Genomic DNA, 24,572 nt, shown 5'->3' on the forward strand with positions numbered 1-24,572 from the left:
TCAATGCACACGCCCAATCGGACAGGGCGCGAACCGGTCTCGGCATCGCACGCTGCGGAGTCCGTCACATCAGGTTTGAATTAGGCAGTAACGCCCCTGGAAACCAAGGCTGATACCAATAATCCTCCCTGTTCCATGTTTGTGAATTCAAGCGTGCCGCCGTGAAGTTCGATCAGCTCGCCGGCAATTGAAAGCCCGAGACCGACACCGCGTTCGGGTTGTTGAGAGTGGCCGCGCACGAACGGCATCTGGACGCGCGCGATTTGGTCCGGATCGATCCCCGGGCCAAAATCTCTGATGCCAACGCACAGCATGTCCTTGGAAACCGGTTTGACCTCGACAATGGCACGGCCACCGTATTTCAGGGCATTGTCGATCAGGTTCGAAAAGGCCCGCCGCAGCTTGTCCGGTTGTCCTTGCATCATGCAGGCATTATCGGTTCTGACAGTGACGTCTTCGGCAGAGGTGAAAATCGACATTGCCGATCGCAGTTCGACCTCGTCGGGTGAAACGAATGCAACATTCTTGCCCGTATCGCTGTAGTCGCTGACCAAACTCTCCAGCAACGATGCCAGCGAAAATCGAAAGCTTTCTTCGGGTTGCGACCTGATGCTGAGCAGGTCCAGGGCTCCGTCGATAATGCTGGAGACTTCGTCGAGATCGGATTCGAAACGGTCCCGAAGGGCGTCGTCCGTCAACAGTTCGGTGCGCAAACGCAGGCGGGTTACCGGCGTGCGCAAATCATGCGAGATCGCCGCAAGATTTCGTTCCTTGGATTCCTGCTCCACTTGAAAACGATTGGTCAAACGGTCGATCTTGTCCCTGATGAGGTAGGCCTCACTGGACGCCAATGGATCGGCTGATCCGGTCACGGGGCCGCGTTCGGCCAGTTTGGCGAATGGACTCGCGAGGTTGAGGGCCAGGGGAACCACAAGCGACAAACCGATGGCGAATGCAGCAAACCCCAAAAGCGCAACGCGTGTTTGTCCGGGCCTGGATTGCCAGATCGTCGGGGCTGATATGGTCAACAGGACATCTTCGGACATAAAAACGTGCAGCTGCGCGTTTTGATCCTGTCGGGCGATGCCACGTGACAGTTCCGCCAGGCGTGCTGATGCGCTTTGTTCCTCAGTGCTCGCGCTGAGGGCCTGGGGCAACTGGGGTGGGCGCTCAAAGGCCACAGCGGCGCGCAATCGCTCGTCGTCGATAACAAGAATGAGCGGCACCGAATAGGGCGGCAGATCGTCTTGCAGCCGAAGGTGGCGCCGCAGCTTGAACCTCCCGGAGGTCACCACGTCGCTTTCTGTCAGATCTTGCCAGGTGTCCCTGTTCAGCAAATCGCGCAACAGATCGCCCGAGGTTTCGGCATAGGTAAGGGCGGAGCTGCGTTGAAAGAAACCATACATGGTCCAGGCCGACACAAACGCGCCCAACAGATAGGCCGTGATCACGAGCAAGGGCAAACGCTGGCTCAGTGATCGCGGCAACAAGGCCAGAACCGTCAGTTGGATTTTGCGCATGTCCTAGTCGATATCCTGGATTTCCGCACAGAACTGATACCCACGATTGCGAATGGTTCGAATGAAATCGGCATTTGGTTGGGCCACTGACATCTTTTTGCGCAACCTGCTGACAAGGATATCAACCCGCCGATCTTCCGGGCCGAGTTCCACATTCAGGATGGACCGACCAATTTCTTCGCGGCTGACGGGGTCGGGCAGATCCGTCGCCAGTTTCAAAAGAAGCTGGTATTCGGTTGAGCTGAGCGGGACCAGGATAGAGCGGGGGCTGTGCAGTTTCTGATTGGTCCGATCCAATACCCAACCGGCAAAGCCGATCTTGCCGGTCGCGTGTTGGCGGTTCACGGTCGTGTTGCGGCGCAACAAAGCATTCATTCGTGCCAGCAACTCGCGGGGATTGAACGGTTTTTCAAGATAGTCATCGGCTCCAAGTTCGATCCCATGAATACGTTTTCTGTCACCTTTTTCAGCGGAAAGGATGATGATGGGCACATTTGATGTTTCTCGCACCCACTGACAAAATTCCAACCCGTTCATTCCCGGCAGCATGATGTCGACGATCAGAATCTCAAAGTTGTCGGGAGCATGGGTCTGGGCGTCCTCGGCGCTTTGAGACACCTGACATTCAAAACCTCGCCCGTCGAGATAGGTGGACAAAAGCAAAGAAATTTCAGCGTCGTCTTCTATGATGTGTACACGTGGCAGGAGCTTACCTCGGATCCTGGGGGTGGTTTCAGTTGTTCCTGACCATAATAGCATGTGTTCCACTTCGCGAAGAGGTCGAAATCAGGCTGTTACAAAACGCAACAAAACAAGGTGTGGGCAGAATGGGCGATGGGCTTACCCTTTGGGCAGCGTTGGCACGACCAACTCTTTGATTCTGGGAGGAACAAGAATGAAACCGTTTTCCAAGGCGCTGGTCAGCGCCATTGCCCTTGCGGCCGCCGTTACCGCAGCCCCGTTGAAAGCTGACCCAAAGGCCGAAGTTTTGCATTACTGGACATCTGGTGGTGAAGCCAAGGCCGTCAAGGCCTTGCAAGAGGCCTTTGCTGCCCGTGGCGGCGAATGGGTCGATGCTCCGGTCGCTGGTGGCGGCGGTGACGCACAGGCCGCCGTTCTGCGGGCCCGCGTTTTGGCAGGGGACCCGCCTGCAGCAGTTCAAATCAAAGGCCCGAACATTCAGGAATGGGCCGAGGCCGGGGCGCTTGCCGACCTTTCGAATGTGGCTGCAAGCCAGAATTGGGACGCCGTGTTACCGGACGCGATCCAAAACATCGTCAAGTATGAAGGCAATTACGTGGCCGTGCCGGTAAACGTACACCGGGTTGACTGGATCTGGGCCAACCCCGAGGTTCTCGCCAAAGTGGGCGCTTCGGTTCCGACAACCTGGGACGAATTCAACGCGACCGCAGACAAGCTGCTCGCCGCGGGTATCATTCCGCTGGCCCATGGCGGTCAGCCCTGGCAGGACGCGACAGTGTTCGAAACCGTGGTTCTGGGCATTGGCGGCGTCGACTTCTACCGCAAGGCGCTGGTCGAATTGGACATGGATGCTCTTGGCTCCGACACCATGGTCAAAGTATTCGACCAGATGCGCAAGATGCGTGGTTATGTCGATCCGGACTTTCCCGGGCGTGACTGGAACCTGGCAACGGCCATGGTGATGCGCGGAGAAGCCGCGATGCAGATCATGGGTGACTGGGCCAAGGGCGAATTCGCGGCAGCGGGCAAGGTGCCGGGCAAGGATTACATCTGTGCGTCGACCCCATCGGAAAACGGGTACCTGCTGAATTCCGACAGCTTTGCCATGTTCAATGTCAAGGGCGACGACCTGATTGCGGGGCAAAACCTTTTGGCCGAACTCATTCTGGGTACCGAATTCCAAGAGACCTTCAACCTGTTCAAAGGATCGATTCCGGCCCGGACGGATGTTTCGCGCGGCGCGTTCGACGATTGTGCGATCAAGTCGATGGATGACATGGTGTCGGCCGCTGACGGCGGTACGCTGCTTGGTTCGATGGCGCATGAAATTGCGCAGGCCGGTGCCGTGCGCGGTGCCTTCATCGACATTGCCACCGCGCACTTCAACTCTGACATGTCTTCGCAAGAAGCCGTTGAAAAGTTGGTGAAAGCCATCAAACTGGCCCAGTAAACCTGCTGAGCTTCGCCTGTGGCCCGCATTTTGATGTGCGGGCTACAACATCTGGTTTCACTTGACGCATTCTCGGAGGAGATCAGCTTGTGACCCGACATTCCCCAAATATCACCGATCGAATTGCCCGCGTTCTCCCACAGATCGTCGTGGCCCCAAGCTTTGCTCTGATCCTGTTCTTCGTCTACGGCTTTATCGTCTGGACCGGCTATATTTCGCTGACCAAATCCAAGATGCTGCCAAACTATACCGTGATCGGTCTCCGGCCCTATGAACGGCTGTTCCAGATGGACCGCTGGACCGTGGCGTTGGAAAACCTGTTCATCTTTGGCTTTCTTTTCATTTTTGTTGCGATCGTGATCGGTTGCCTGCTGGCGATCTTGCTGGATCAGAAAATCCGCGCCGAAGGATTCATTCGCACCATCTATCTCTATCCGATGGCGATTTCCTTTATCATCACGGGGACGGCCTGGAAGTGGATCATGAACCCGTCGCTGGGACTGGAAACTGTGATACGCGGCTGGGGCTGGGAGAGCTTTTCATTCGGCTGGACCAACAGCGAAACTCTGGCTGTCTATGCATTGGTCATGGCGGCCGTCTGGCAAAGCGCCGGGTTTGTCATGGCTCTATTCCTGTCGGCCCTGCGCAGCGTGGATCAGGACATCATCAAAGCGGCCAGCCTTGATGGTGCGTCGCCCTGGAAAATCTATCTGCGCATCATCCTGCCTTCGATGCGACCCGTCTTCATGAGCGCGGTCGTGATCCTTGCTCATCTGGCAATCAAAAGCTTTGATCTTGTCGTCGCTCTTACTGGCGGTGGGCCGGGCTATTCCTCGACGTTGCCGGCGAACTTCATGTACGAGATGACGTTCCGCCGCAACGAGATCGCTGTTGGTGCCGCCTCGGCCATGGTCATGCTGGCCACGGTCGCCGCGATCATGGTGCCGTATCTGTATTCCGAATTGCGGGGGAAGAAACATGTCTGATACCACCACATTCGCTCCTGCTCAGACCCGATCAAACGCTTGGCTGCGCTTGTCGTTGTGGGTTGTCCTGTTCGTGTTCGCGATCTGGTTCTTGCTGCCTGCCTATGTGGTGGTTGGAACCTCGCTCAAGGATCTGGCCGAAATTCGCGGTGGATCTCTTCTGTCCCTTCCGCATGAGTTGAATTTCACCGCCTGGAGCCACGCCTGGAGCAAGGCTTGCATCGGGGTCACATGCGAAGGTCTGGAGCCATATTTCTGGAACTCGGTCATCATGGCGATACCGTCCGTCATATTGTCCACTTTGTTGGGCGCGTTGACGGGATATGCCCTGACCAAATGGAAATTTAGAGGGGCCAACATCGTATTCGCGCTGATCCTGTTTGGCTGCTTTGTGCCTTTCCAGGTCGTTATTCTGCCCATGGCGCAAACGCTTGGCCTGATTGGCATCACCAATACGGTTTACGGATTGATCCTGGTACATACGGTGTATGGGCTTGCCTTTACCACGTTGTTTTTTCGCAATTACTATGTCTCAATCCCGGATGAGCTGGTACGAGCCGCGACCATTGATGGGGCAGGTTTCTTCACCATTTTTCGCCGCATCATCCTGCCGCTGTCACCGCCCATCATCGTGGTGTCGGTGATCTGGCAGTTCACCCAGATCTGGAACGATTTCCTGTTCGGAGCCAGTTTCACGACCGGCGGGGCTCAGCCGATCACCGTGGCGATGAACAATCTGGTGAACACCACGACCGGCGTAAAGCAATACAACGTCGACATGGCCGCGGCGCTTATCACCGCTGCTCCAACCCTTCTCGTCTATATCGCAGCGGGCCGCTACTTTGTGCGTGGTTTGACCGCTGGTTCTGTCAAAGGATAAGAAAATGGCTTCTCTGACAATCAAGAATGCAGTCAAACGCTATGGGAGTGTCGAGGTTCTGAAGGGGGTCGACATCGACTTGCAGGATGGTGAATTTCTCGTGCTACTCGGCGCATCGGGCTGTGGCAAATCCACATTGCTGAACATGATCGCGGGTCTTGAAACCGTGACCGAAGGCGAAATCAAGATCGGCGACCGGGTGATCAACGATGTGCACCCCAAAGACCGCGATATCGCGATGGTGTTTCAATCCTACGCACTCTATCCGAACATGACTGTCGGCAAGAACATGGCTTTTGGTCTTGAAATGCGCGGGGTGCCAAAAGCAGAACGCCAAACTGCCGTGACCGAAGTTGCCAAGATGCTGCAGATGGATCACCTGCTGGATCGAAAACCCAGCCAGCTTTCGGGCGGTCAACGCCAACGGGTGGCCATGGGGCGTGCGCTGGTCCGTCGTCCTGAAGTGTTTCTGTTCGACGAACCGCTTTCCAATCTTGATGCCAAGCTGCGCCTGGAAATGCGCACCGAAATCAAACGGCTGCACAAACGTCTGAATGCAACGATGGTGTATGTCACCCATGATCAGATCGAGGCCCTGACATTGGCCGACCGGATCGCGATCCTGAAAGACGGCGAAGTCCAGCAATTGGCCAGCCCGGCCGAAATCTATGACCGCCCCAAGAACATGTTTGTCGCCGGGTTGGTCGGGTCGCCACCGATGAACTTTATCCGCACGAAACTGTCGCGCACCGAAAAGGGATATGGTGCGGAAATCTCGGTCCGCGCAAATGGCGGCGATCAGCCGGTCCTGCTTGACCTGTCGGATCAATCATTGGATCTTGGCCCATATGTCGGGCGCGAGATCGTCATCGGTCTGCGCCCGGAGGCAATCAGCCAGGCAGGGCAGGGGAACAGCGGAACACAAAGCTTTGCGTCCGAAATCGATGTGACAGAGGCCACCGGCGCAGACACGCTGTGTGTGCTCAACTGGAGCGGGATCGAGGTCATGGCACGGGTCAGTTCCGGCTATGCCCAGATCATCGAAGGCACCATGGATTTTACCGTGGACATGACACGGGCCAGCCTGTTCGACCCTGAAACCGAGATGCGGCTGGAGTAAGCCGCCAAACGGGCTTTCGGGCATAGGAAAGAGACAAGCCATGTGGAATTTCGTAGCAGATGTCGGCGGCACAAATATGCGTCTTGCCGCGATTTCGAATGCGGGATCGATTGTTGACCAAAAGTCGTATCACTCCAAAAGCGATCTGGACTTCCCCGAGGCCTGCGCGTGTTTCATACGCGAACATGATGGGCCACCCAAAGCTGTTGTGGTCGCTGCGGCAGGTGTGGTTACGGATGGCGCAGTGCAGCTGACAAATTCGGCGCAAAACTTTTCCGAGACCGAGCTGGCCGAGGTCTGCCAGACGCAAAACGTCAAAATCCTGAACGACTTTGAGGCGGCGGCCTGGTCTCTTGCGACGATCGGTGGGGGGGACACCCGGGTGTTGCAGGGGCCGACCGACGTACCGCATGGTCCGCGGCTGGTTATCGGACCTGGAACCGGGCTTGGCGTGGGGGCGTTGGTTTGGGTTCATGGGCAGCCCCATGTTGTACCCGGCGAAGGGGGGCATGTCAGCCTGTCACCACAGTCTTACGAGGAATTCGGCTACTTTGAACAGTTGGTGAGACTGTGGCCCGAGATCCGTATCGGAAATGGGGTGGCCGTCGAGGCCGAAGCCATCCTGTCCGGCACAGGTGTTCCCATGCTCTATGAGGCGGTCGCACATGCACGCCAGTCAATTGTTGACCCCAAAACCTCCGCGCAGGTGTTCACCCTGGCCAAGCGGGGAGAGGATCAGAATGCCAGCATCGCCATAGACCTGTTTCGCCGGGCACTGGGCCAGATCGCTGGCGATCTTGCCCTGGTCTTCAATGCCAAGGGAGGGGTCTTTCTGACGGGCGGCGTTGCGCTTTCCAATACATGGATCTTTGATCGACGCTTTCTTGATGCGTTCAACGCTGGTGGTCGCCACAGCAATTGGCGATCAGCCATGCCTGTGTACCTGTACCAGAACCCGGATTTCGGCCTGCTGGGGGCTCGAAACTATGTTTCCACACGCTAAAGGACGGGCAAGATGTCAAAGATCAAGGTCGGCCTGCTGGGATATGGAAACGCTGGACGGGTGTTCCACGCGCCCCTGATTGCGGCCGAACCCCGGTTGGAATTGACCAGGATTGGCAGTCGTGACTTCAGCGACAAAACGTTGCCGCAGGGAGCAACAGGCGCGCCGATCCTGGACGTCGTCAATGATCCCGATATCGACCTTGTGGTTGTTGCGACACCAAACGACAGCCATGCGTCGCTCGCCGAACTGGCGCTGCGCGCGGGAAAGCATGTTGTGGTTGATAAACCGTTTACCCTGGACAGCGGCTCGGCGGCCCGGATCGTACAACTGGCCGAAGACACCGGGAAAATGCTCAGCGTGTTCCAGAACCGTCGCTGGGATGGTGGGTATCTGACCGCACGGGACGCGGTGGACGACGGTCTTCTTGGGTCGATCAGTTATGGCGCGTTTCATTTCGACCGCTACAGCCCCGCAATCAAGGATCGGTGGCGCGAGTGGGATCGACCAGGGGCTGGAATTCTCTACGATCTTGGCCCGCATTTGGTTGATCAGATTGTGGTGCTTTTTGGTATGCCCGACGCCGTGACCGCCAATTTGGCGCGCCAACGCCAGGGCGCTATCGTCGACGACTTCTTTCACATCGTTCTGGAATTCGGACCAACACGGATCGTGGCCCATGCCAGTTCTCTGATGCCCGATCATGCGCCCCGCATTTCGCTGTTTGGTGCGCGTGCATGTCTGTTCCAATATGGGTTCGATGGCCAGGAAGACGCATTGAAACGGGGGGAACGCCCGAGCGATCCGCAATGGGGTCAGACACCGGGCGGTCGCGCCGAGATTGTTGATATGAATGGCGAGCGTCGCGCGCTGAAACTTCGGGACGGTCAATACGAGGCGTTTTACGCCGGGATCGCCGATGCAATTTGCGAAGGGGCACCGCTGGCCGTCACCGGATCACAGGCTCTGGAGGTGATGCGTGTGTTGGATGCTGCCAAAATTTCCGGCCAGACCGGCACGCGGGTAATGCTTTAGTCGCTTGGCGGTCTGGCTTGACTGCGCCGCGCCCGAAGCACGAATTTCTGCGTGTCGACGACCGCAGGTCCGCCAGCTAGCGGAGCCAAAATGATGAGACTTGCATTCTAGGTACGCGGCCCGGCCCGCTTACAGAATGTTGCGCTGAAACACTCCTCAGGATTCCCAGTCTCCGGATGCGCCAAGGGTCTTCAGGATTTGCCGAAATGCCTCATGTCCCCGGTGCAGGGCCTGACGTTCAAGATCGACAAGAGTTTGGGGGCTGAATTCGGAGTGCCGCAGTATGACACGTGCCGGATCAAAGGGCGGGTCGAGATAGGCAAACGCGCCGTCTCCCAGGCTTACACCCTTCAGCGCCTTGCGCCCGGCCTGAATGGGCGCGCTATAGGCCCAGACGTTTTCAAACGTGAACCGCCGCAATCCCTGGTCCAGAAGGCGGCGGGTCAGGTCGGCAAGCGGCAGGAAACCGTCTCCGACCGGAACACCGGCAACGGTGAGCTGGCCTGTATCTTGGGCCCGGATCATCACGTGGTCTTTGAAATGGATTGAATGGACATGGGGCAGCACCGCGTCCAACGCGGCAATCGGATCTTCCAGAACCATCTGTGAATTGCCATAGTCGTAAAGGATTTTCAGATTGGGATGGTTCACCTGTTCGACGATGTCAGCCAATTCCGGGCCGGTGAAATCTTCGTGGTTTTCCAGCACGATGATCACACCCAGGTCGTGTGCTTCATGCACCACGGCCGCCAGATCGGCGGATGTGTTTTGCATCATATCGCCCACGTCTGCGCGATGACGGGTGTAGGTTCGCAGGGATGTCGCCCCCATGCGATGCGCCACATTCAGCATTTTGGACATATGCGCGGGTGCCGTGTCCGAAGTATCCACCTCCAGGCTCATCCCATGCGCGACCAGATAGGCGCGCAGACGGTCCATACGGTCGGTGTCACATCCGCCCAGATGGCGATAGCTTGCATCGTTCAGCGACAGGCTGATGCCCTGAAACCCCATTGACCGTGCAAGATCGGCAAAGGCGATGGCGTCAAAGCCCGGCTGATGCGCAAAGTGATGCCGGAGGCTGAAGCTGTGGATTGTGGTATCAACGATCATGCGCAGTGTCCCATGTAGGTCAGTTCTGCGCCAAACGCGCGACGATATCGCGAACAGATGCTCGCATCTTGCAACACTTCGGCGCGCCATGCGCAATACCCGGCGAAACGCCATGCATAGGCAGGGCGCAGCAACGCGTAACGCTCGGCAAGGTCTGGGCGAGACAGGGCCGACCAGAAGTCGCCGACCTGCGCGTCGGTCAGGGGCGCGCGTTCGCCCAGGATCTGGAATCCGGGCGACAGGAAGCTGTAGATGTCTTCGCAAATGTCGCCGATGGCCGGGCATTGCCAATCAATCAGGCGCAAGTTCGACCCTGCGCCGACCAGATTGCCACCAACATCCGTATGGATCAAAGACAGCTTGTGCGGCGGGGGTACCTCGGCCCAAGGTGGTGGGGTGGTAGTGGGCTGTGATGTGCAGCGGGCAAACAGGGCATCGCCTTGGGCAATGATGTCTCTGACATCCAAGGGGACGTCGCGAAAACCTGTTGGATCGGCGACCTCTTTGCGCATCACAAGCGCGGCGACGCTGGGCATGTCTCCGTCCCACATGTTCCCTTCGACGTATTCGTAAACCAGCAGCGATAGATCAGCCCAATACCCGACCAGATCGGGGGCAACGTCCAGCCCCGCAAGACGGTGCAAGGCTTTGGCTTCGTCGTCCGGCAGATTGGGAAAGAGGGTGCCTGTCATCGGCTCGGCAAACTCTTTGGCGACAAGCCGTCGGTCCGCGGTATCGACACGCCAGACTGAATTCAGATACCCTCCCTTAAGCTTGCGAAAACCTGTCCGGTCATCTGCCAGACCCTGCTGGGTGAGAAAGCGCCGCAGCTCGGCCTCTGTCATGCGAAACCTTTCAGTGTTTCCAAGAGTTCCGCGTCAATCGGAATGCCATGTTTTGCGAGATGCAGCCTGTTTTCTTCGCGTCGCGCATTTGGCAGGCGGGCCCCGTCCTGTTCAGTGATGGAGGCGACGAGCGTGGTGATCGTCTGATGGAAACCACCGCCCGAGAATTTGTCTGGATCAAAGGCCACAAAGAACTGACCGTTGTCGATGGGTTTGCCGTCATTGTCGGTGAATGACCCCTGATCCGGTCCCAGATTGCCCCCGGCCAGCGCGGCGCAGAGCACCTCGACCAAAAGTCCGATACTGAACCCTTTGACCCCACCCGCAGGTGCCATCGACCCGGCCAGCCCGGCCTCGGCGTCAGTGGTGGGATTGCCCCGCGCATCCAGCGCCCAGCCAAGCGGGATTGGCTCACCTGCTTCGGCGGCGCGTTTCACGGCCGTCCAGGCCACTTGCGTTGCCGATTGATCAACCAAAAAGGCAATTTTGCCATTTGGTGCCGGAACTGCATAGGAAATCGGGTTGGTGCCGATGATCGGGGTTTTGCCGCCCACCGGGGCCAGATTTGGCACCGCGTTGGTCGCACCCAGGGCCAAAAGGCCAGCGCGCGCAAGATATCCGGTGTGAAACCCCAAGGTTGCGGCGTTGTAGGAGTTGTGAACACCCATCGCCGCAACGCCATGCGTCTTGGCCGCCGGGATCAGGTGTTTAAATCCCATCTCAATCGCCGGATGGGCAAAGCCGTGTCGCGCATCGACCCGAAAGCTGGTGTCTGACAGTGCCTCAACCTGTGGCACGGCCTTGCCATCGACCTTGCCGCTGCGCAGATGGGCGCAGTAATATTGCAGCCAGTAAAACCCATGCCCGTCCAGACCGGACAGCTCGGTCTCCAGAATGGCTTCGGTGAAATAGGCGGCGTTTTCTTGCGACGTGCCGCTGCCGGTCATCGCCTTCCAAATCAGGGTACGTGCGTCCTCAGGGGACAGCAAAACGCTCATTTCGCGTGCATCCTTCTTTTGCGTGCCCGAACGTTCGCGGTCATCTCGTCGGTTCCGTCATGGTAGGTGCCGAACCATTTATCGAGCGGGAATTCCGGGCTGCCATAATTGCATTCATAATAGCGGTGGTGAAGCTGGTGAAAGAACCCGCCAATCAGAATGCGCGCCTTGTTTCGGGCAAACACGGCCTCGTATCCCGAATGGCCGGTAGGTGCTCCCAACAACTGCCAGTGCAGCAAGAACATGATGTGCACGGGGTGGGCGGGCAGCACAACAAAGATCAAAAGGCTGCTGAAATAGAACACGTGTTCGACCGGGTGCATCGACAGGCCGGACCATGGCCCGACATTGACGTTGCGGTGATGCACCGAATGCACATACCGATAGAGCGGTGGCCAGTGGATCAGGCGGTGGACCAGGTAAAAGTGCACCCCCTGAAACAAGGTCAACACAGGGAAGAGCAAGACAAACCAAACCGGGCTTTGGGAAAACTCAACCGGCATCGTCCCCCCATTGGCAAAGGCCCAACGCATGGCAATCTCAAATCCCGACGCAATCGGCACACCAAAAACCAGCGTGTGAAACATGTTGTCCCATGTCTGGTATCCAAAAAGGAACAGCGCATTCTTGCGGCCTGTGATCGGGCGGGTATCAAAGCGCATGACATTGCCCTGACCGTCGATGCCATAGAACCAGATGTGCAGCCCGCCCACCACCAAAACCACCGCAACCATGTTGCGCAGCAGCACCAGCGCGGCCCAATCCCATCCAAACGTCGCCTCTGCAGGCACAAAGGGCATCAGCCAGAAGGCGATGACAAAACTGTAGACCAGAAACAGCGCCCGGTCAGAGACTTGGAGGAAGTTTTCAAAGATCCAGCGCAGAACTGCCCAGGGCCGGGGGGGCCACTGCCAGTATGGCATCTGGGCCAATGGCAGCTCTGGCGCGTGGTTCCAAACGGCGGATGTGCGGTGAGGTGTCGACATGGTTTGGCCTGTTCGTATGTGGTGTTAAGATGCGTGCATACGTTTTTTGGTTTCCCGCACGCGGTCCGTGGCCTCCGGGCTGCCGTCGTGATAGCTGCCGAACCAGTTGTCCCACGGCATTTCCGGGTTGCCGTAATTGCATTCAAAGTACCGGTGATGCAGCTGATGGTGGAACGACCCGATTTTCAGGTGGGCCTTGTCCCCCAACACCAGGTTTTCAAACCCGGCATGGGATGTGGCCGTGGCCAAGGCCAGCCAATACCCCATGAAGATGAGGTGGATCGAGTGTGCGGGCACAACGAGAAAGATCAGTAGCAGCCCCATGTAACCGATATGTTCGAACGGGTGCATCGAAAAGCCGGACCATGGCGCAATCGAGACACTGCGGTGATGCACCGAATGCACCCGTTTGTAGATCCATGGAATGTGCAGCGCGCGGTGCAGCCAATAAAAGTGCAAGGATTGGATCGCAGGCATCAACAGGAACAAGGCAAAGAACCAGATCGGGTTGCTTTTGACCGTGATCATGGGGGCCCAGCCATTGGCATAGCCCATCCAGACAATGGCATCATACAACGTCCAGATCGTGACGCCGGACAGAAGAGCGTAGGTGACGTTGTCCCAATATTGATCGTCCCACAGGAAAATACGTGCATTCTTGGCCAACCCGCGCCGGTCGAATTTGAAATCGTCGCCCTGTTTTTTCCACCCGTACAGCCACAGGTGCAGCCCCTGTGCGAAGATGATCATCAAAATCAGGTTGCGTGCCCAAAGCTGCAATACCCATCCCCAGCTCAGGTGTTGCATCTGCTCCAGCGGTGGCACCAACCATGCCCAAGTGGCCCAGGCCATCAGCGCATAGATCATGAATTCGGTCAATGGCAGCCAGTTGGTCGCAAACCACCGGATCGTTGCCATCGGATTGGGCGGCCATGAGAACAGCGGCGTGACAGCGACAGGCAGGTCAGGATGCCAATTCCATTCCTTGCTTGGACCGGCTTTCAGGTGCTCGTCAGTGTGGGACATGTGTGCTCCTCCCGTCAGGTCGATTTGGGTATACTTCATGTTTTTAACCAACATCGAAAACACTGGTATTTGTCCGCAAATTACATAACCTCAAGTTATGAATAGATATCGCAAATCCCTGCCGCCGCTTGACAGCCTGTTGTTTCTCAACGCGGTTGCAAACAATCGCAGCCTGAACAGTGCCGCCGACGAACTGTTTGTGACGCAGGCGGCGGTCAGCAAACGCATTCATCGGCTTGAAGAGTGGCTCGGAACGCCGCTGTTTTCCCGCGACGGGCGCGCCTTGCAAATCACCGAAGCGGGCGCTGGTCTGGCCGCAGATGTCGAGATTGCATTGGACTTCCTCGAGCGCGCGATTGACAAGGTCAAAGCCCCGGAGCAACCGGTGGTGCGCGTCGCTGCGAATGCGGCCGTCTCCATGTTCTGGCTCTATGGGCAACTGAAAGAATTCTCGCTGAGCGACAGTTCCTGCAACGTGAATGTCTCAACCAGCGACAGTACTGCTGATTTGTTGTCAGACCGCCATGATCTCGTGATCTTTTATTGTGACGGGCAGGTGCCCGGGTGGAAAACCGTCAATCTGCTGGGCGGTGATCTTGTGCCTGCGGCGACACCGGAAATTGCCCGGAAGGCCCGAGACCACGCGATGTTTGAAAGCACCGTGCCCGCGGAAAATGCGCCGGCTCTATTGGAATATGCAATCCTCACGCCAGAGTGGGTCAATTGGAAGGTCTGGCTCAAACGAATGGGGCGCGCAGATATTTCTGTCTGGCCTACAATCCCGTGCAACAGCTACGTACATTCCGTTGGCAAGGCTCTCAAAGGCGAAGGCGTCGTTCTCGCCAATTCGGATTTGCTCGACGCCGAATTTCAGTCCGGCAGGCTGGTCAGAATTGGCGATGTTGGTCTGACCCCAAAGAAATCCTATTTTCTATGCTACCGGGAAAATGCCCCGCTTTCACAATCCACGACAAAGCTGCGAGATTTCCTGATCAGCGGCATCCATACAGCTCCGAGCAGCCATTCCCGCTGACCATCCCATAGCGGATCTGTCCTGCGTGACGGTGGCAATCTCGGGTGACAATAGGGTTGGCTGCGAGCTGATTATCGGGAATGAGCACTGACGGTGCCCTGTGCGGTTGGTGCCAGCTCAATGATCGCGCGCTTTACGTGTTCTGGCACGTGGTTTTCGAGGGTCGGCTTCTTGTGGGAGAAGTCCACGAGAGCCGTTTCGCCATCTTGCTCGGAGAGCATCTTGAACCGACAAAAGCCGTCGTGCGAACGCCGGACATTCGCCGCGTTGCGCGTTCGGGTCCGGTACGCAGTCTGTGCCAGACATTTGCCCCGATCGCTGTCCATTGACTGCTGCAGGTTGCAGGCGGATACTCGGAAACACCAGAATAACAATGTCTTGTCTGCGCAATTGAACAAGGGGCTGATGATGCTGAATGCCAAGATCGGGTGGAATGCCAAGATTGGATTGCCTGTCGTGCTAATGACAGCGTTGGCGCACACGTCAGTCGACGCCGGAGAAGGTGCATTCTCCAATTATTTCCCAGGTGCCTACGGAAGCCTTTTGCCGGGCATGGCTCCGGAACCCGGATCAGTATTTGCAAACGTCAATTTGCTGTATCGCGGACAGGCAGATCGCGCAGTCAAAAACGGGCAGATCCAGGCGTCAATGAAAAGCGATGCGTTTTATTCCCTGTTCCAAGGTATGCACGTTTGGGATGCGCCCATGTTGGGAGGGCGGTTTGCCGTGGGCGGGTATATTCCCGTTGGTTATGCGTCTTACAGCGCCTCTGTCGGGGGGCTGGCGACGGCGCAGGACGAGTTCGCATTGGGCGATATTGGGATTATTCCGGCTTCTTTCTTCTGGTCTTCGGGAAAGGTTCATACAAATCTCTATGCTCTGATCATAGCACCCACCGGTCAGTATGACCCCAACGGATCAGTAAATATCGGACGCAATTATTGGAGCGCCGATCTGGTTGCTGCGCTTACATGGTTCGATCCCGAACGCGGCACCGAGTTTTCCGTTGTACCGGGCGTAATGTTCAATTCGGAAAATGAGGATACGAACTATCGAACCGGGACAGAGTTCCACATGGATTTCATGTTCAACCAATTCGTGTCCGAAGAGCTTTCTGTGGGACTACATGGCTATGCGTATAAGCAATTGACCGGAGACTCGGGGGCAGGGGCCTTGTTGGGGGATTTCAAAGGGGAAGCGTTTGGTATTGGTCCGGCGATTTCCTGGATTCCAAAATCTGCGGGTGGAAATGTCGCCTTTTCGGCCAGCTGGATTCACGATGTTCATTCCAAAAACCGTTTGTCCGGTGACTATGCCACTCTTTCATTTAGCATACAGTTTTAGACCCTAGGAAGACATGACTGCGCCGCTCTTGGGACGGGGACCAGGTGTGTGTTGGGTGGATGCGGAGGCCGAAAAAATCGCCGAACAGAGATGATCCGCGGGCTGGTGGAAACCTGTCTGCATGCCTAGATCGAGAAATGCCGCGGTTCCCCCAATAGAGCAGCCACCATATTGACCAACATGGCCGCCAACACAGCGACCACCACAGCAACCACCACGGCAACAATGGTCAAAATCCGACGTCAGATGTCAGTCCAATGCAAATCGAGGGCGAAAGGAATCCGCCCTCGAAATCAGTGCCGTTTATTGCGACATCCCGCCTTCGCTGGAAATCTGCTCTTCGACATGCGCCTGATTGGTCACATTTGATCCCCGCGGTGGAAAGGCCGCAAATGTACCTAAATGCCGCTGCACAAGTTTGGCCGCAGGTCCAAATGCCCACATTTTGTTGCCCATCCATCGGGTATACATTCCGGACTCGTCAGCCGCTTTTTCATAGGGGTCACGACGGAGGTTGAACAGGAGCGGGGCGTTCAACTCATCCTTGGGACCGGCCCAACCGTGTGTTTGGATGGTAAAATGGGCCTTCCAATCGCCATAGCGTACGGCCTGGAGATCGGGGCCTTCGTAATAAACGATTTCCTTCCGGTTGCTGCCGGTTTCGCCAGTGAGGAAGGATGTCTGGTTGTAGCCATCAAGGTGCACCTGATAGCCTTCATAACCAGCGAGAAGCGCCTCGGGCAGGTCGTCGGGTCCTCCAGCGGCCGCAACCAAGGTCGGCATCCAGTCCATGCCATCAAAGATCCCGTTGCTGACTTTCCCTGCAGGGATTTTGCCCGGCCAACGAACGATCGCAGGAACACGGAAGCCACCTTCCCAAGTGGTCCCTTTTTCGCCGTGAAAAGGTGTCGTGCCGCCATCTGGCCATGTCATCGTTTCGGGGCCATTGTCGGACGTGAACACAACGATCGTGTTGTCGGTGACCCCAAGTGTGTCCAGATGCGCCATGACTTTGCCGACATTGTCGTCCAGCTCTCGCATCACAACATCCTGCAACCCCCGTCCGTCGCCCATCAGCGCTTCATATTCAGGGCTCAGATGCGTCCACACATGGGCGCGCGCCGGAGCCATCCAGACAAAAAACGGTGTGTCGCTTTCGACCGCACGATCAATGAAATCAAGCGTATGAGCGGTCACCTCATTGTCGAGCGTTTTTTGACGCTCGGGCGGTGCGGGTCCATCGTCAACAATGCGCTGTTTTCCGACGGGGCCCCAACGCGGATCCACGGTCGCGTCGACCTCTTGGGTTGCATAGGCATGGATAATGTTGCGCGGACCAAAGGTGTCGTTGAATTTCTGGTCCTTGGGCCAATCAGGATCCGTCGTGTATTCCATCGCGTTCAAATGATAGAGCCACCCCCAATATTCATCGAAGCCTTTTACCGTTGGCAGAAATTTATTCATGTCCCCCAAATGGTTCTTGCCAAATTGCCCCGTTGTATAGCCCAGAGATTTCAACATGTTTGCGAGCGTTGGATCGTTTTCGTGCAAGCCTTTGTCCGGGTCACCGGGAAGCCCCACAGTATGCATGCCCGTCCGCACCGGGTACTGCCCGGTAATGAAGGCGGACCGCCCCGCGGTACAGCTTGGTTGCGCATAATAGTCCGTGAGACGCATTCCTTCGGACGCCAGTTGGTCCAGATTGGGTGTCTGGATGCTTTTGACGCCTTGATGATAACTCCCCAGGCTTGCCCAGCCAACGTCGTCGGCCATGATGACAAGAATATTGGGCTTGTCCGTCTCTGCATGGGCAAACACGGGCGTCAGACCCAGTATTGCTGTGGAAGCCAAGGTTAGCATCCAGCGGGTTCGTTGCGTGGGCATAATAGGTCCTTTTGGAAAATGGGATGGTGGCACGACGTTAAGTTGCGCCATCAAAATTAGCGACACAGGGTCAGTGGGAGCAACAGCGCTGGACTTTGTTTTCGATACCTGAAATTTAAAGTCTCATATCTGAAATTACGGTGAACCATGCTGAATGAAAATGCGCTGAATGCGTTCCTGGTCTTGGCTCAAACAGGCAGCTTTCAAGAGGCGGCACGCAAGATCGGCGTTTCGAACGCGTCATTGTCCCGGTATATCGCACAGGCCGAGGTCGAAACCGGTCTCACGCTTTTTCACCGCACACGCAACAACAGCAAACTCACGCGGGCGGGACAAGAGTATCTGACCGTCGCACAGGATCTGAAATCTGATCTTGATCGCTACCAAAATCGGGTTGCAGAGCTCGGGAACACAAATGGCGGCGTTCTTCGCGTTGGATGCGGACCTTTGACCACAAGAACGCTGATCCTTCCCACGCTTCTGAAAGTGCGGAAAGAAATGCCCAATCTGCGCTTTGAGATTCTGGTCAGCGCCTATGCACGCCCCTTGGATCTTTTGCAGAATGGTCAATTCGATATCTTTGTTGGCGATCTCACCTATACGCCAGAGGCGGACGACGTCGATATTTTGGTGATGGAAAAACAACAGGTTGTCTTTGTGGCACACCCCGCGCATCCCATTCATGGACGTGGCCCGCAATCCCTTAGTGACATTTTTGAGTTTCCTTTTGCTTCGCCCCATTTGCACAAACATTGGAAAGCAACGCTCACCAAAGCGCTCGGAGGTGACGTGACTGCAGCCCAAAAAGTTGCAGCGCTGCCGCAGATCGAGAGTGATGACTATGCGTTTCTGGCCGCCTTGCTGGACAGTCCCGATATCATTGTCGGTGGCATGCCCGAAACGTTCAAAGAGTTGTTGGCGTTGCAAACCGTCAAGGAAATCCCTGTTCTGAGCCCGCTGTATTGGAACATTTGCGCCTCGCGAAAATCCCAGGGGGGGTCTGCGGCGTTGGACCTGTTTTGGTCCAGGTTGGCGGACCTCAACACGGCTGACAAATAGGGTCGACGACGGTCGGGTCAGTCACACCAGGTTTGCCGTGGTTGGGTCGACCGGAATTCCGCGCTGATCGGCATGTCCTTTGATAACCGCTTCATTTGCGGCGAGGTACATGCAAAACGCCCTGTCATCCAAAACACAGCGCGATGTTGACATTCCTAGTGACGGTTGTGGTGTCGGATGGGGGGCTTGGTGCCTGAGCTGAGGGGGACAGAGCGTCCTCCCCTGTCTGCGGCAGATCAATCAGGACTGTGCCCGACCTTTGGCATTTCTACCTGGCAAATATGGCGCTACCCTAGGCTGATGGATGCGATTGATGATCTGAATCAATGGATGATGACCCAAGGTCGATGTTCGAACGACCCGGTCAAGGTGGTTTCGCATTTTTGCGCGACCTTGATCGACGCGGGTGTCCCGCTTTGGCGTGTGAACATCGGCCAGCGCTTTGCCAATCCGCTGTTGATTGCCTGGGGTGTGGTGTGGACGCCGGACAGCACCGAAATATACGACGTCACCCATGCACGTATGTTGACAGATGGCTATATCGGAAGCGCTTTTGAATACATTCTGGAGAACCAGCGCCCCCTGCACAAAAGCTTGCGCGGGCTTGATCCTGACCAGGATCACGTCTCTTACCTTGAATTTGCCCAGGCGGGCGGCACAGATTATTACGCCACGTTGCTGGATTATGGAGATGGCTCGCAACACGGTTGCACATTTGCCTCTCAATCGCCCAATGGGTTTTCACCCCGACATCTGGAAATGATCGAAGCAGCCAAACCCGGTCTCGCGTCGGCGCTGGAACCTGTGACCATGCGCAAATCGTCAAAAAGCCTGCTGCGTACGTATCTTGGAGATGGGCCGAGCGAAGCAGTTTGGACGGGCAGCATTCAACGCGGAGAACGCACGTCCCTGGAGGCGGTTGTGATGTTCTCTGATCTGCGCGGGTTTACCGCGCTCTCGGACAGCGCCCCAGAGGACGAGGTCTTTGACGCGTTGGAGGGCTATTTTGATATTGTCGTGCAGTCGGTCGAGGAGATGGGCGGGGATGTATTGAAATTCATGGGGGACGGCATTCTGTCTGTTTTCCCAATTCGAACGGCTGGCGAGCATCGACACCAATGCCAACACGCAACACAGGCGGCCAGAAACGTGCTGGGTGGGTTGGCCGTGCTGAATGATCGACGCCTGCAGGCGCGAAAATCGCCGCTGGACCTGGGGATCGGCATCAATGTCGGAACGGTCAGCTATGGCAATATAGGCAGCCCCGGCAGGCTGGATTTCACGGTGCTTGGCGGGGCAGTCAATGTCGCCAGCAGGATCGAAGGCCTGACCAAATCCCTGGGTCATCGGGTGCTCGCAACCCATGCCATTGCCGATGCGACCCCCAATCTGTTTACCGCGCGTGGGTCGCACAATGTGCGCGGCCTCGCGCATCCCGTTGATCTTTTCAGCCTTTCAGAGCCAAACCCATGACATGTACCCAAACACGGTTGCATGCGGGGCTGAGGTAAATCGTTCTGGCGCGGCGGGACAATACCGGCGGCAGGCGACCACACCGGAGGTGGAAAACACATCGCGACCCCGGCTGTGTGGGGTCTTGGGTCAGGGTGGATCCGCCACGCCGGGCCGCGCGCGGAACAGTCGCGCGATGGACCACGCGAGGCAGAGAGATTCCGCGGCGTTCATTGGTTGGGATTATGTTTGGTTTCCCGAATTCAATCGGCTTAAATGGAACAACCTGCAAAGGCGTAACCGCCTGTATTTCCTAAGGTGACGGTGCCCATGACCGAAAACTTCAAGACCAAAGTAACCCGGCTCTACACTGGTTCGGGCCAAACCTCGAAACGGTTCCGCTTTGCGTTGATCACCTTTGATGCTGTCACGATCATCTTTTTCATCATCACAGCCGCATTGCCCGCCAATCCGCTGTGGGAAGCCATCGTCGCGCTGTGTGGTGTTGTCATCGTTCTGGATTTTGCTGCCCGTCTGTGGATTGCACCTGATCGCAAGGTTTTTCTGCGGCAGGTTTACACGATTGCAGATCTAATCGTGATTGCCTCTTTGGTGATCTCACCGCTTGTCGAAGAGAACATTGCCTTTTTGCGGATCCTGCGAGGCCTGCGGTTGATCCATTCATACCATTTGATGCACGACCTGCGTCAGACCAGTCCGTTTTTCAACAAGCACGAAGATGCGGTGGTGGCTGGGGTGAACCTGTTTGTATTTGTGTTCTTTACCACCTCTGTGGTGCATGCGATCTATTCCAAGGAAGACGCAGGCGTCGAAGGCTATGTGGATGCGCTTTATTTCACCGTGACGACGCTGACCACGACGGGGTATGGCGATATCACGCCGCAATCAACCGGGGCCAGGTTGCTGACCGTGATGATCATGATTGTTGGTGTATCGCTGTTTGTGCAATTGGCCCGTGCGATGATCCAACCGACCAAGGTCAAATACAAATGCAAAAGCTGTGGTTTGTTCAAACACGACCAGGATGCCGTACATTGCAAACACTGCGGGACGCTGTTGCAAATCGAAACCGAAGGATTGACCTAGGCCGGGGCAGGGTGCGCGCCGGGTTGGTGCCAGATTAGCGGATGACAATTTCATCCGTGCGCAACAATCCCAGAACAGATCGGGCCTGTTGGTCCAAAAGATCCAGATCCAGGTAATCGTCGCTCAGCCGCCGGGTCAGGTTTTCCATTTCGGCGGCCTGGGCGTTCAGGCGTTCGAGATCGCCGCGCAGCAAATCTGCTTCCGCGGCGATCTCGACCCGACGAAACAGCCCGAAATCCCCCTGAACCGCTGCAAAGGTGAAATAAGCGCTCAGCGCAAATGCCACCGCAAAGAAAATCAGGGCACCAAAAGATGGTCGGTTTGTACGGGTCACGTTGGGTTGCCTGTATGCTCTGCCTCAAAGCTGCACCCGTTGTTCGGGTGTCTGCATATCTTATGACACAGGTGATTCGGCTTGTGAATCCCCTTTGAGTCCAATGCGCTATTTTTTTCTACTTTTCCTTGACCACCGAGTCCGAGGCCCGTTTCACAGGATCAAATCGGCGATTCCCTTGGGGTGATCCGTGATCTGTTCATAGCCATCGTCCGTGATGATAAAACTGTCACCCACCTGGGCCCGAAAGGTTTCCACCGATACCGACCCATCCACCGCCAGCACCATGCCGGGTTGCAGGATCGTTTCATCCCCCGTCACCAGTTGCGGTTTTTCCAGAAAGCTGAACCCGGTCGCGCGGCCACATCGGAACGGGTAATCATACCCCGCACCCTGAATGACCTCGGCATAGGCTTCATGCACGCTTTGCGCGGTAACACCGGGGCGCAGGGCGGCCAGCGCGGCGGCTTGGCTGGCGCGGGCGATCTCATAGACCTCGGCCTGGGACGGGTCGGCAATTTCACCAATCCAGAACGTGCGATCAAAGCCCAGCTTGAAACGATGAAAATTGGTCATGCCGCAGAAACACAGAAACACGGGGTCGCCATGCTGCATGATCCGGGTCGAAGCGCGATGATGGGTTTTGATGATATCCTGTCCCGATGCCATGATTTGCAGGAAATGGGTGTTGGGCGACATTTCGGTGTCCGCATAATGCGCCGCCAACAGGTCGGCGGCCTTGCGGGTCCCGGCCTGTGCGGTGGCAAGCGCCACTTCGAATTCAGGGACACCGGCACCAATCGCACCGCGCCCGGCGGCCATCATCGCAGTGGCCACCTGGCCGGCGTGGCGTGCCAGTTGCAGTTCGTGCTCTGATTTGATCATGCGCATATCGGCCAGATGCGGGGTAACCGTGACCAAACGATCTGCATCCACCAACCCGTCGATATACTGGCGGACCAATGGGGGCATGTGTCCGGGTTCAATGGCAACGCGTCGGGCACCTGTGAGAGCTGTGGGCAGTTCAGCGCGCCATTCCTCTCCGGCACCATCATTCCAGGCCGCAATCTGATCCACGCGGGCGGCGGTTTTGGCCATGACCTCGTCGATCACCGGGGTGATCAACAGGCTGTGCCCTTCGCGCGGTACCACCAGAATTGTGGGGCGGCCAAATTCCATATGCAGGTAATCATAATACCCAGTCAGGTAATACACGTTGTCGTCATCGGTGATCAGGGCCACATCAATATCATGATCGGCCATCTTCTGGCGGAGCTGGTCCATGCGGGCGTGAAACATCCGGATCCCTTTTTCTTGGCTGTCAGCCGTCACGCTAGACACATGTGTCCGATTCCCGGAAGGTATTTCTGCCCTGATGATGCGCGCCCTTGGGTGCCCTGAAACGCAAAAGGCGCTGCTCTTGATATGGAGAGCAGCGCCTGTGTTTTGATTTTAAAGGGGTTTTACTGGTCCAGCGCAGCAACGCCAGGCAGGGTCTTGCCTTCCATCCACTCCAGGAATGCGCCACCGGCTGTGGAGATATAGGTGAAATCCCCGGCGGCCCCGGAGGCGTTCAGCGCTGCGACCGTGTCGCCACCACCGGCGACCGAAATCAGCTTGCCCGCGCGGGTCATGGCAGCAGCCTTGAGCGCGGCGGCGTTGGTGGCTGCATCAAAGGGTTCCAGCTCGAACGCGCCCAGGGGACCGTTCCAGATCACGGTCTGGCTGTTTTCAAAGATCTCGGTGATTGCAGCGACGCTGTCGGGGCCAGCATCCAGGATCATGCCTTCGTCGGGGCATTGATCGGCAGGCAGCACCTGATGATCGGCATGGGATTCAAATTTTTCCGCCACCACAATGTCCGTGGGCAGAATGATCTTGCAGCCTGCGGCCTCGGCTTTGGCAATGATTTCGGCAGCCGTGTCCTTCATGATGCGTTCGGCCAGTGATTTGCCCACATTCTGGCCCTTGGCCACCAGGAAGGTATTGGCCATGCCGCCACCGATCACCAGGTAATCCACCTTTTCGATAAGGTTGCCCAGCAGTTCCAGCTTGGTCGATACTTTGGCCCCCCCGACCACAGCGGTTACCGGGCGTTTGGGCGCGCCCAGGGCGGATTCCAACGCTTCCAGTTCGGCCTGCATCAAGCGGCCAGCACAGGCGGGCAGCAGCCGGGCGATCGCCTCGGTCGAGCTGTGCGCCCGGTGCGCGGCGGAAAACGCGTCATTGCAATACACATCGCCCAGACGCGCCATGCCAGCGGCCAGGTCGGGGTCATTTTTGGTTTCGGCCGCATGAAAGCGGGTGTTTTCCAGCAGCAGCACTTCGCCCGGTTGCAGAGCATCAGCCGCCGCCGCGGCCCCTGCACCGACACAATCTGCGGCGAACAGCACTTTGGTTTCAAACGCACGTTCCAATGTCGGAACCAGCTGCTGCAGCGACAGGTTTTCGCGGCGTTCGCCACCGGGACGGCCGAAATGGGCCAGCAAGATCGGCTTGCCACCTGCGGCCAGGATGTCACGCACTGACGGGGCGATCCGGCGGATCCGTGTGCTGTCGGTGACAACCCCGTCCACGATCGGGACGTTGATATCCACGCGCACCAAGACGCGCTTGCCGTTCAGATCCATGTCGTCGAGCGTTTTCCAACCCATGACCGATACTCTCCAAAAAATGCCAATGTTTGCGCGTTTCT

At 56.9% G+C, this 24,572-nt stretch carries 22 protein-coding genes; 11 read left to right on the forward strand and 11 right to left on the reverse strand.

Going from position 1 to position 24,572, the window contains the following annotated elements; translation table 11 throughout:
- Positions 1-80: 80 nt before the first annotated feature.
- On the reverse strand, positions 81-1,520 hold the full coding sequence (locus K3727_09775) for a hypothetical protein (GenBank protein ID UWQ93038.1): 1,440 nt from the start codon (positions 1,518-1,520) through the stop codon (positions 81-83).
- A gap of 3 nt (positions 1,521-1,523) precedes the next feature.
- A complete protein-coding gene (locus tag K3727_09780; GenBank protein ID UWQ93039.1) occupies positions 1,524-2,183 on the reverse strand; it encodes a response regulator transcription factor in 660 nt (219 codons plus the stop codon).
- Between the two features lie 232 nt (positions 2,184-2,415).
- Here K3727_09780 and K3727_09785 point away from each other — a divergent pair, with 232 nt between their 5' ends.
- The 6 genes from K3727_09785 to K3727_09810 all read left to right on the forward strand — a co-directional run bounded on the left by K3727_09785 (position 2,416) and on the right by K3727_09810 (position 8,696).
- Positions 2,416-3,672: an ABC transporter substrate-binding protein gene (locus K3727_09785; GenBank protein ID UWQ93040.1), complete on the forward strand. Its 1,257-nt coding sequence runs from the start codon at positions 2,416-2,418 to the stop codon at positions 3,670-3,672.
- Between the two features lie 110 nt (positions 3,673-3,782).
- On the forward strand, positions 3,783-4,658 hold the full coding sequence (locus K3727_09790; protein UWQ93331.1) for a sugar ABC transporter permease: 876 nt from the start codon (positions 3,783-3,785) through the stop codon (positions 4,656-4,658).
- Complete coding sequence (locus K3727_09795) at positions 4,651-5,538, forward strand: carbohydrate ABC transporter permease (GenBank protein UWQ93041.1); 888 nt, start codon at positions 4,651-4,653, stop codon at positions 5,536-5,538. The genes K3727_09790 and K3727_09795 overlap by 8 nt, the downstream gene beginning before the upstream one ends.
- Positions 5,539-5,542: 4 nt before the next feature.
- Entirely contained in the window at positions 5,543-6,658 is a 1,116-nt protein-coding gene (gene ugpC / locus K3727_09800) for a sn-glycerol-3-phosphate ABC transporter ATP-binding protein UgpC (protein ID UWQ93042.1), read from the forward strand.
- A gap of 40 nt (positions 6,659-6,698) precedes the next feature.
- Positions 6,699-7,661, forward strand: coding sequence for a glucokinase (locus K3727_09805; GenBank protein ID UWQ93043.1), 963 nt, complete (start codon positions 6,699-6,701; stop codon positions 7,659-7,661).
- A 12-nt stretch (positions 7,662-7,673) separates the two neighbouring features.
- Complete coding sequence (locus tag K3727_09810; GenBank protein UWQ93044.1) at positions 7,674-8,696, forward strand: oxidoreductase; 1,023 nt, start codon at positions 7,674-7,676, stop codon at positions 8,694-8,696.
- Between the two features lie 156 nt (positions 8,697-8,852).
- On the opposite strand, the gene K3727_09815 is transcribed toward K3727_09810, so the two are convergent.
- From K3727_09815 to K3727_09835, 5 genes are read right to left on the reverse strand one after another with little or no spacing between them, the layout of a single operon-like run.
- Complete coding sequence (locus K3727_09815; protein UWQ93045.1) at positions 8,853-9,809, reverse strand: sugar phosphate isomerase/epimerase; 957 nt, start codon at positions 9,807-9,809, stop codon at positions 8,853-8,855.
- The gene (locus K3727_09820) at positions 9,806-10,654 is read right to left on the reverse strand and encodes a hypothetical protein (GenBank protein UWQ93046.1); all 849 of its coding nucleotides are present in this window, start codon (positions 10,652-10,654) and stop codon (positions 9,806-9,808) included. Before K3727_09820 ends, K3727_09815 begins: the two co-directional genes overlap by 4 nt.
- Entirely contained in the window at positions 10,651-11,652 is a 1,002-nt protein-coding gene (locus K3727_09825; GenBank protein ID UWQ93047.1) for an Ldh family oxidoreductase, read from the reverse strand. Before K3727_09825 ends, K3727_09820 begins: the two co-directional genes overlap by 4 nt.
- Positions 11,649-12,638: a sterol desaturase family protein gene (locus K3727_09830; protein UWQ93048.1), complete on the reverse strand. Its 990-nt coding sequence runs from the start codon at positions 12,636-12,638 to the stop codon at positions 11,649-11,651. The genes K3727_09825 and K3727_09830 overlap by 4 nt, the downstream gene beginning before the upstream one ends.
- Before the next feature lie 24 nt (positions 12,639-12,662).
- Positions 12,663-13,664: a sterol desaturase family protein gene (locus K3727_09835; GenBank protein ID UWQ93049.1), complete on the reverse strand. Its 1,002-nt coding sequence runs from the start codon at positions 13,662-13,664 to the stop codon at positions 12,663-12,665.
- A 97-nt stretch (positions 13,665-13,761) separates the two neighbouring features.
- Here K3727_09835 and K3727_09840 point away from each other — a divergent pair, with 97 nt between their 5' ends.
- Complete coding sequence (locus tag K3727_09840) at positions 13,762-14,697, forward strand: LysR family transcriptional regulator (protein UWQ93050.1); 936 nt, start codon at positions 13,762-13,764, stop codon at positions 14,695-14,697.
- Positions 14,698-15,075: 378 nt separating this feature from the next.
- A complete protein-coding gene (locus tag K3727_09845) occupies positions 15,076-16,041 on the forward strand; it encodes a transporter (GenBank protein UWQ93051.1) in 966 nt (321 codons plus the stop codon).
- Between the two features lie 303 nt (positions 16,042-16,344).
- Here the strand turns inward: K3727_09845 and K3727_09850 are convergent, their stop codons facing one another.
- Entirely contained in the window at positions 16,345-17,901 is a 1,557-nt protein-coding gene (locus tag K3727_09850) for an arylsulfatase (protein UWQ93332.1), read from the reverse strand.
- 171 nt (positions 17,902-18,072) lie between these two features.
- On the opposite strand from K3727_09850, the gene K3727_09855 reads away from it, so the two are divergent.
- The 3 genes from K3727_09855 (at position 18,073) to K3727_09865 (ending at position 21,543) form a co-directional block, all read left to right on the forward strand.
- The gene (locus K3727_09855; protein ID UWQ93052.1) at positions 18,073-18,984 is read left to right on the forward strand and encodes a LysR family transcriptional regulator; all 912 of its coding nucleotides are present in this window, start codon (positions 18,073-18,075) and stop codon (positions 18,982-18,984) included.
- Between the two features lie 300 nt (positions 18,985-19,284).
- Entirely contained in the window at positions 19,285-20,457 is a 1,173-nt protein-coding gene (locus tag K3727_09860; GenBank protein ID UWQ93053.1) for an adenylate/guanylate cyclase domain-containing protein, read from the forward strand.
- Positions 20,458-20,766: 309 nt separating this feature from the next.
- Positions 20,767-21,543 carry an ion transporter gene (locus K3727_09865; GenBank protein ID UWQ93054.1) on the forward strand — a complete coding sequence of 259 codons (777 nt, stop codon included), beginning with the start codon at positions 20,767-20,769 and terminating at the stop codon, positions 21,541-21,543.
- A 34-nt stretch (positions 21,544-21,577) separates the two neighbouring features.
- On the opposite strand, the gene K3727_09870 is transcribed toward K3727_09865, so the two are convergent.
- From K3727_09870 to K3727_09880, 3 genes are all read right to left on the reverse strand, one after another.
- Positions 21,578-21,877: a septum formation initiator family protein gene (locus K3727_09870; protein ID UWQ93055.1), complete on the reverse strand. Its 300-nt coding sequence runs from the start codon at positions 21,875-21,877 to the stop codon at positions 21,578-21,580.
- 153 nt (positions 21,878-22,030) lie between these two features.
- On the reverse strand, positions 22,031-23,176 hold the full coding sequence (locus K3727_09875; GenBank protein UWQ93056.1) for an aminopeptidase P family N-terminal domain-containing protein: 1,146 nt from the start codon (positions 23,174-23,176) through the stop codon (positions 22,031-22,033).
- Positions 23,177-23,340: 164 nt separating this feature from the next.
- On the reverse strand, positions 23,341-24,531 hold the full coding sequence (locus tag K3727_09880; protein ID UWQ93057.1) for a phosphoglycerate kinase: 1,191 nt from the start codon (positions 24,529-24,531) through the stop codon (positions 23,341-23,343).
- Between the last annotated feature and the right edge of the window lie 41 nt (positions 24,532-24,572).

The organism is Rhodobacteraceae bacterium M382, assembly GCA_025141015.1.
Classification (GTDB): Bacteria; Pseudomonadota; Alphaproteobacteria; order Rhodobacterales; family Rhodobacteraceae; genus Aliisedimentitalea; species Aliisedimentitalea scapharcae.